General features: G+C 56.0%; 5 protein-coding genes and 1 tRNA gene. 3 read left to right on the forward strand and 3 right to left on the reverse strand.

Annotation, left to right across the window (positions count from 1 at the left end; translation table 11 throughout):
- Positions 1-318 precede the first annotated feature (318 nt).
- Genes pstC through pstB form a run of 3 tightly spaced genes read left to right on the forward strand, consistent with a single transcriptional unit; the run spans position 319 to position 3,433 of the window.
- Positions 319-1,284: a phosphate ABC transporter permease subunit PstC gene (pstC, locus tag EKD05_RS21430; RefSeq protein ID WP_129676979.1), complete on the forward strand. Its 966-nt coding sequence runs from the start codon at positions 319-321 to the stop codon at positions 1,282-1,284.
- Positions 1,284-2,615 (forward strand): phosphate ABC transporter permease PstA, encoded by a 1,332-nt coding sequence (gene pstA, locus EKD05_RS21435; protein ID WP_129676981.1) that lies wholly within the window; start codon positions 1,284-1,286, stop codon positions 2,613-2,615. The genes pstC and pstA overlap by 1 nt, the downstream gene beginning before the upstream one ends.
- Before the next feature lie 2 nt (positions 2,616-2,617).
- The gene (gene pstB, locus EKD05_RS21440; protein WP_370374928.1) at positions 2,618-3,433 is read left to right on the forward strand and encodes a phosphate ABC transporter ATP-binding protein PstB; all 816 of its coding nucleotides are present in this window, start codon (positions 2,618-2,620) and stop codon (positions 3,431-3,433) included.
- 59 nt (positions 3,434-3,492) lie between these two features.
- Here pstB and EKD05_RS21445 read toward each other — a convergent pair.
- The 3 genes from EKD05_RS21445 to EKD05_RS21455 all read right to left on the reverse strand — a co-directional run.
- Positions 3,493-3,569, reverse strand: a tRNA-Arg gene (locus EKD05_RS21445).
- Between the two features lie 36 nt (positions 3,570-3,605).
- Entirely contained in the window at positions 3,606-4,424 is an 819-nt protein-coding gene (locus EKD05_RS21450) for an exonuclease domain-containing protein (protein WP_129676983.1), read from the reverse strand.
- 1 nt (position 4,425) lies between these two features.
- The coding region (locus EKD05_RS21455; RefSeq protein ID WP_165360874.1) for an SH3 domain-containing protein at positions 4,426-4,926 on the reverse strand (501 nt) is incomplete at its 5' end.

A 4,926-nucleotide genomic window follows, 5' to 3' on the forward strand; every position in this document is an offset into this window, starting at 1 on the left:
GATGAAGTGATTGATGTCGGGTACTTCCCAGCCAGTGTCGAAGCCCTCAATGGTGCCAAGACCAGTTGGCTTGAGGCACAATAGTCTGCTGGTGAAGGCCTTGGGATGGCTTCACCCTCCCAAAAACGTTCAATGTTCGCAGATCAAGACCATTATGGAGGGGCGAGTCGCCCCTCCACGCCATTTCAGTTTTCAAAAATACATCAATTTGAATTGATATAAAACAAAAGATAGGCAACCCGGTTTATAATACAGCTAGGACGAAGGCTTTTCAGATAGCTTCTCAGCAGCAGTAATCGGCTTACCAAGGAGGATTGCATGGCGGATCAGATCCGCGTCAACTCAGATCCGCGAGCGGCAGTTACCGGAGATTCGGTCAAACCGATCGACCTGCGTAAACGTCCGCGTATTGGTGAAATAATTATTCAAACAATGCTCTACGCATGTGGTTTTATTTCCATCTTTACAACTATTGGCATTGTTTATGTCTTAGGTCACGAGTCACTGGCTTTTTTTGCCAGCGATGAGGTGGGCCTGGTCGAATTTTTTACCAATACCGTCTGGCAGCCACAGATCGGTGAATTTGGGATTTTGCCATTGGTCAACTCGACCATGATGGTGACCGTGATTGCGCTGATTGTCGCTATTCCTCTTGGGTTGGCGATGGCGATTTATATGGCCGAATATGCCTCCGAGCGTGTGCGGGCCTTCCTCAAGCCGGTCATTGAGTTGCTCGCTGGCATTCCTACGGTGGTCTATGGCTTCTTTGCCCTCACCTTTGTCACTCCCTGGCTCCGCGAAATCTTTGGCCGCGATGTTGTCCAGATCTACAATGTGATGTCGGCCGGGCTTGTGGTAGGCATCCTGATTACACCCATTATTGCCACGCTCAGCGAAGATGCGCTGAGTGCTGTGCCGAGCGGTCTGCGCCAGGCCAGCCTTGGTCTTGGCGCAACCAAATGGGAGACGGCGATTCGGGTCGTTGTGCCCGCTGCTTTTTCAGGCATTGTCGCTGCCAGCATCGTCGCGATGTCACGGGCGATTGGTGAGACGATGGTTGTGGCGCTCGCGGCTGGCGCAAGCCCCCAGTTTACCTTCAACCCCTTCTTGCCTGCCGAGACGATGACCGGCCATATTGCCCGGATTTCAGGAGGCGACCTGAGCTACCAGTCAATTGACTACAATAGCATCTTTGCCATTGGCCTGGTGCTCTTTTTTATGACCCTGATCTTGAATATTGCCAGCCGTATGATCGTGCGGCGCTTCCGGGAGGTCTACGAATAATGAGTGCTGAACCCGTGAACCGACCGTCTGCGTCAACTGGACGGTTGCCCCAAGGCGAAGAGGTCAAGCAAAATGTGGCCTCACGTCAGCAACGTGGCAAACTCTGGCAGGCTAGCCTGCTCTTCAGTGTGGTTGTTGGCCTGAGTGTGCTTTTGATGCTGGCCTGGAATATTGCCAATGATGCGTTCGGTGGCATCGCGGTTCAGGCGGATGTCGAAGTTGAGACGTTGACCGACGGACGTCCATTGGAAGATTTGACCCAACCTGAACTGGTTGCTCTTCTTGAGGAAAATCTACGTTCCCGTGTCTTACGCAATCTCAACCGCGAACAACCGCTTGCTGAACGCGATGCCGAGAACCTGATCGAGGTTGTCCTGCTCGAAATTGTCAAGCCCGAGGTTGTCGCAACCTACAAGCTTGCTGATTTTCTCTTCAATCGCGCCGAGATCGAAGCGCAACTGGCCGAGGATTTCCCCCGTGCCGAGTTGGAATTCAAGAGTTGGGTACGCTGGGATTTCATCGTCAATCCGATGTCCAGTAACCCTGTGTATGCTGGCGTTCGCACTGCTTTGCTCGGAACCCTCTGGTTGCTGATGTTGACGATTCTGATTGCATTTCCCCTTGGTCTCGGTGCGGCGATCTATCTTGAGGAGTATCAAAGCGATAAGATCTTTGATGAGCGCACGCCTGCCGGCCGCTTTTTCAACCGGGTGATTGCACGCAGTACCAGTATTATCAGTACCAATATCTATAATCTCTCGGGCGTACCGTCGATTATCTATGGCATGCTAGGCCTGGCGATCTTTGTGCGTGCCCTTGAGAATTTTACGAGTGGGGCTATGTTTGGGGTCGGTGGCGATGCGACGGCCAATGGCCGCACCATCATTTCGGCGGCCCTGACGATGTCGCTGCTGGTGCTTCCGGTTGTCATTATTAGTTCGCAAGAGGCGATCAAGGCTGTGCCAAGCACACTGCGTCAGGCGAGCCTTGGCCTTGGCGCGACCAAGTGGCAGACGATCTGGAAGATTGTGTTGCCCAATGCCCTGCCTGGTATCTTGACCGGCACGATCCTCGCGATTTCACGGGCGATTGGTGAAACGGCCCCTCTGATTGTGGTGGGAGCCTCAACGTTCATTGTTACCGACCCGACCAGTATCTTCTCGAAGTTTACCGTCTTGCCAATTCAGATCTATAACTGGACGTCGCGACCGCAAGACGAGTTTCGGGCTATTGCCGCTGCGGCGATTATCGTGCTCTTGATTTTGCTGCTCTCGCTCAACGCGACGGCAATTCTCCTCAGAAATTATCTGCGTTCCAGGAGGGTGACCTAACTATGGCGATGAAGGCGATTGACCCCCAGTACACGGCTGACACCAAATACGCGCTCGAGGTTCGTAACGTAGACATTTATTACAGCGCCTTCCGTGCAGTGAAAAATTGCAGCTTTGGCATGGAGCGCAACAAGATTACGGCGCTCATTGGCCCATCAGGGTGCGGCAAGAGCACCGTGCTGCGCTCGCTCAATCGGATGAACGATCTGATCGCCGGGGCACGCACCGAGGGCGAGGTGCTCTATCGTGGGCAGAATCTCTATGACCCCGACATTGACGCTGTCCAGGTGCGCCGTAGCATTGGCATGGTCTTCCAGAAAGCCAACCCCTTCCCCAAGTCGATCTACGATAACATCGCCTACGGTCCGCGGGTCAATGGCTGGAAGGGAAGCAAGGCCGAGATGGACGAACTGGTCGAGCGTGCGCTGCGGGGTGCGGCGCTTTGGGATGAGGTGAAGGATGATCTCAAGAAGAGCGGGCTTGCCATTTCGGGTGGGCAGCAGCAGCGCCTCTGCATTGCGCGAGCGCTTGCCGTCGAGCCCGAGGTGATCCTGATGGACGAGCCCTGCTCGGCGCTTGACCCGATCTCGACCCTGAAGATCGAGGAGTTGATGTTCGAGTTGCGTCAGCGCTATTCAATCGTCATTGTGACCCATAATATGCAACAGGCCGCCCGCGCCTCAGATAATACGGTCTTTTTCTTGATGGACAAAGAAGACCGGGCCGGCCAGATCGTCGAATATGGTCCCACCGAGCAAATCTTCCAGAGCCCCAAAGACGAACGCACCGAGCAGTATATCTCGGGCCGTTTCGGCTAAAGGCAGTTTGTCGATGCAAAAAAGGCCAGCGTACGCTGGCCTTTTTTGCATCGACAAACTGGCGACCCTGATTGGGCTCGAACCAACAACCTTCAGCTCCGGAGGCTGACGCTCTATCCAATTGAGCTACAGGGTCACTCGCCTGAAAGTATACCGTACCCCTTGGGCGCTGTCAATCAAGCAGCTCAGCCGCTTCAATTTTAGCGAGCGCAAACGTGCGCACATTTTGCCGCAATTCACAGAAGGCCCGCAAATAGAGCCCATTCGGCTCCTGGCTCAGGTAGATCGGACGAACGACACGTGCCGTAGGCTCGGGGGTACTCATTGAGCGGTAGACAATGCGCAGCGGGCGTTGCTCAGCGAGGGCTTGCGCGATCACTGGGGGCACTTCGGGCTCGGGAGCTTCGGGCCGCAAGCCACGTTCGAGCCTGAAGGTGTCTCCCAATGTGATGATCCCTTCTGCCTCCATCAGATCGCGGAGGTGGTGAAAGAGCGCACGCAGGGCAATGACATCGTCCATGGCCCGATGGGTTGGCATAGGCAACTGTAAGGTGGTTGTCAGCGCCTTGAGGCCATACGAAGGGCGGCGCAAGAGGCGGCGCGCCAAGGGGAGGGTGTCGATCCCTGGCCCATCGAAGGCTGGTCGCCCGAGTTGGGCCATCTCGAAGCTCAGGAAGGCACGATCAAAGGCGAGGTTATGGGCCACGAGAATCGCCCCGTCGGCCAGCGCTTCGATCTGTGGCACCACGCTTGCAAATGAGGCTGCCTCGGCTAATTCGGCATCATTGAGCCCATTCACTGCTGCGGATCCAGGGTCAAGCGGGCGGCCAGGATCAACCAGGCACGCGAAGCGTTCCTGTTCCTGGCCGTTCTCTTCGCGCAACAAGGCCACTTCGCAAACCCGATGACCGGCCCCCAGGCTGAGGCCGGTTGTTTCGAGATCGAGGAAGAGCAGCGGCACCTCGTGCAGCGGTGTGCTCGGGTCGTACATCCTATTCAGCAACTGGCACCGCCGCTGCTACATCATCAGGAATGCCCAGCAGATTTGCCGCCACCCAGCCCGAGATGTCACGTACGGTAGTTACCTCGTACCAAGCGCCGTCGGCTGTCTTCCGCGTGAGCGCCACCACCTCGTTGCGATTGACCTGATCCACCACGGCGCTTGACGTATTCGCCGCGGCATAGACCGAACCATCAACAAAGACCGAGACAACCGTAGCGACCGGCACGTCGGTGCCAGGTGGTACATTGAGCAGCGTTACCGAAACCCAGCCAACCTCATCGCGTTCGGTTCGTACGCGATACCACGCACCGTTGGGCGTGCGTTCGAGCAGTTGTACCTCTTCACCAGCGCTGATGCCACCAATGACATTATCGACGAGCGCGGGCAAACGTCGCACGTTGCCACCATTGACGACACCCACCGGAACCCCTGTCGGCAGTTCAGGCTCGGGGGGTGGCTCGGGTTCAGGTTCTGGCGTTGCCTCAGCTTC

Source organism: Candidatus Chloroploca sp. Khr17 (assembly GCF_004138165.1).
GTDB lineage: Bacteria > Chloroflexota > Chloroflexia > Chloroflexales > Chloroflexaceae > Chloroploca.

Coding starts and splice junctions, on each gene's coding strand:
- pstC (WP_129676979.1), top strand. CDS start 319: ATGGCGGATCAGATCCGCGTCAACTCAGATCCGCGAGCGGCAGTTACC.
- pstA (WP_129676981.1), top strand. CDS start 1,284: ATGAGTGCTGAACCCGTGAACCGACCGTCTGCGTCAACTGGACGGTTG.
- pstB (WP_370374928.1), top strand. CDS start 2,618: ATGGCGATGAAGGCGATTGACCCCCAGTACACGGCTGACACCAAATAC.
- EKD05_RS21450 (WP_129676983.1), bottom strand. CDS start 4,424: ATGTACGACCCGAGCACACCGCTGCACGAGGTGCCGCTGCTCTTCCTC.